This is a genomic window from Alienimonas sp. DA493, from assembly GCF_043951915.1.
Taxonomy (GTDB): domain Bacteria; phylum Planctomycetota; class Planctomycetia; order Planctomycetales; family Planctomycetaceae; genus Alienimonas.
This window is the reverse complement of the sequence record NZ_JBINJD010000285.1, coordinates 1-2,581: the sequence shown is the minus strand read 5'-3', so window position 1 is coordinate 2,581 and position 2,581 is coordinate 1. Positions and strand designations below refer to the sequence as shown.

2 protein-coding genes and 1 pseudogene are annotated in these 2,581 nt (G+C 73.8%); 2 read left to right on the top strand and 1 reads right to left on the bottom strand.

Annotated features, from left to right (window positions below):
• On the bottom strand, positions 1-422 hold a 422-nt coding region (locus ACG2DA_RS22370), incomplete at its 3' end, for a type II secretion system protein (RefSeq protein ID WP_395258856.1).
• A gap of 432 nt (positions 423-854) precedes the next feature.
• On the opposite strand from ACG2DA_RS22370, the gene ACG2DA_RS22365 reads away from it, so the two are divergent.
• The gene (locus ACG2DA_RS22365) at positions 855-1,511 is read left to right on the top strand and encodes an RNA polymerase sigma factor (RefSeq protein WP_395258854.1); all 657 of its coding nucleotides are present in this window, start codon (positions 855-857) and stop codon (positions 1,509-1,511) included.
• Positions 1,504-2,581 (top strand): annotated as a pseudogene (locus ACG2DA_RS22360) (hypothetical protein); the annotation flags it as partial. The gene ACG2DA_RS22365 and the pseudogene ACG2DA_RS22360, both read left to right, overlap by 8 nt.

The window sequence follows — 2,581 nt, the reverse complement described above, 5'->3', positions numbered from 1 at the left end:
CACGGACGGCCGCCGCCGGAACGGAACACGTCGTCGGTCGTGGACGCGTCGCCGTCGCGGTCGAACGGCCCGCTGATCTGGTTCCACATCGCCGTTTGGTCCAGGTACGGCAGCAGCGGAATGAACCCGGAGATGCGGCTGCGGTTGTCCTCGCCGTAGATCCCGGACCGGTCGGGGTCCACCGTCTGCGTTCCGGCGGAGGCGGCGGGGAAGACCTTGTAGGTGCTGTGGTAGTTGTGCAGGGCCAGACCGAGCTGCTTGAGGTTGTTCTGGCACTGGCTGCGGCGGGCCGCTTCGCGGGCCTGCTGGACGGCCGGCAGCAGCAGGGAGACGAGGATCGCGATGATCGCGATCACCACCAGCAGTTCGATCAGCGTAAAGCCTCGGCGACGCGGGGAACGCGTCAGATGAAAGTTTGACATGGGAGGGAATCTCGAGCGAGGGGAAGGCCGAATGGCCATCGGCGTGTGCGGGGCGACGGGGCTGAAAAAGCCCGCGCCACGCCCGACCATAGAGGGACGCATCAATTCTCGCCAGCACGTTTTGCCGTCCCGTTCTTTTTGCTGCCCCGCCCCGGCCGAAGTGACCGCCGACGGCGGCGGCCGAAGCCCCGGAACGTTTCCGCTTTTTTCGCGAAGCGGGGGGAAGCGGAGCGGCGGCGGCGGCATATCGCCTCGTGAGGGGGTCGCCGGCTCCCAGTTCGCCCCCGCCCCCGCCGGAAAGCGTCCGATGTTCCGCTGCGTCGCCGCCCGCCCGCCGTCCCGCGGTTCGCCGCCGCGGCCCCCGCCGGCGGACGGTTGCGGGGGCCGCGGCGGATGGGGACTCTCGCAGCCCCCGCCGTTCCCCCCGACGCCATGCCCGATCCCGGCGCTTCCCGGCTCTCCGACGCCCCCCGGCTTTCGGGCGAGTCCCGGCTTTCGGGCGAGCCCCGCTCTCCCGGCGACGAACTCGCCGCCGCCGCGGCCGCCGGGGATCGGGCCGCCTGGTCCCGGTTGGTGGTCTCCCTGACCCCGCGGTTGATCGGCTTCCTGAAGGCCTCGGGGCTGCGGCCCGCGGAGGCCGAAGACGTCGCTCAAGACGCCTGGTTGCGGGTCTGGAACCACATCGACGACTACGACCGCACCCGGCCCTTCCGGCCGTGGCTGTTTCAGATCGCCCGGAATCACGCCCTCACCCAGCGCCGCTCCGCGGCCCGCCGGGCGCTGCGGGAACGGGACCGCGGGGAGACCGCCGCCCCCGCCCCCCAGCCGCACGAGGGGCTCGAACGGCAGGAGACGGTCGACGCCGTGACCCGTTGTCTGGGCGGGCTCTCGGAGGTCGAACGCACCTGCCTGACCCTCCGCTACCGGGAGGGCCTGAAGAATCACGAGGTGGCGGACCGGCTGGCGACGCCCAAGGGCACCGTCGACGGCGCCTTCTCCCGCGGCCTGAAAAAGATGTCCGACTGCCTCTCCCGCCCCGCGTCCCCCCCGCCCCCGGCCGCTCCTTCCGCCGGCCCGAACCGTGACTGACGTCATGAACACCCCCTTCCTGCTGGAGACGATGCCGGACGCCCCCTCGGCCCGCGGTCCGTGGCTGGACCGGGCGCTGGTGGGCCGCGGGTTGGATCAGCTCGTCGCGGAGCTGGAAGCGCTGGGGGCGGTCGCCGCCGAGACCCCCGCCGCCGAGGCGGAGCCCGATCGGTCGGAGTTGAACGCCGCCCTGGGGCCGCACCGCGAGGCGGTGCTGGAGGAGGGCGTGGCGGCGGCGCCGGCGGGGCTGGTCGCGGCGCTGCTGGCCCGGCCGGCGCTGCTGATCACGCTGCGGAGCTTGGTGTTGGAGGAGGGCGGCCCGCACTGGGACGCCGTCGCCGCCGAGGACCCGGAACTGCTCGCCGCCGCCGAACGCGTCGCCGCCGCCGTCGCCGAGGGCCTCGCCGACGCCCCCGACTCGTCGGCCCCCGAGTCGTCGGCCCCCGAGCAAGCGTCCGCCGAACGAGAGCCAAGCCCGACGATCCGTCGCGGCGGCATCCTGCCGCCGTCCGCGAGCGCCGCGAACGGGAGTCTGAGAAACGATCCGCGTCGAGAGTCGGCGGCTGGAAGCCGCCGCGACGACAATTTGCCCGCCGCCGAGCCGGCGCCGGAGAAGACGGTCGCGGCGTCGCCGGTCGCGGAGCGGGAGCGGCGGGGCTCCGGGCGGTCGCTGGCGCTGGCCGGGCTGTCGGGTCTGGTCGGCCTGGCGCTGGGTCTGGCGGCGGTGGTGTTCCTGCCGAGCGTGGATCCGCAGCCGGTCGTGACGATCGCCTGGGGCTGGGCCGGGCCGGACGGTCTGCCGCAGGCCGATTCGCCCCGGGCCTATCTGGACGGACTGGCGGACGAGGCGGAGGAGTGGTTCGGCAAACGCCCCGAGGCGGCCCCGGCGGTGGCGAAGCGAATCGCGGAGTTCCGCACCGGGTGCAGCGTGCTGATCCTCGCCGAGCATCCCGCCCTGTCGGAGGCGTCCGCGGAGTTATTGCGGGAGAAGTGCCGCAACTGGGCCGCGGCGCTGGACGATCAACTCGCCGCCGTGGAGGCCGGCGAGCCGCCGCTGGAGGTGCGGGCCC

Excerpts from the sequence above, each read along its gene's own strand:
- ACG2DA_RS22365 (WP_395258854.1), top strand. The coding sequence starts at position 855 with ATGCCCGATCCCGGCGCTTCCCGGCTCTCCGACGCCCCCCGGCTTTCG.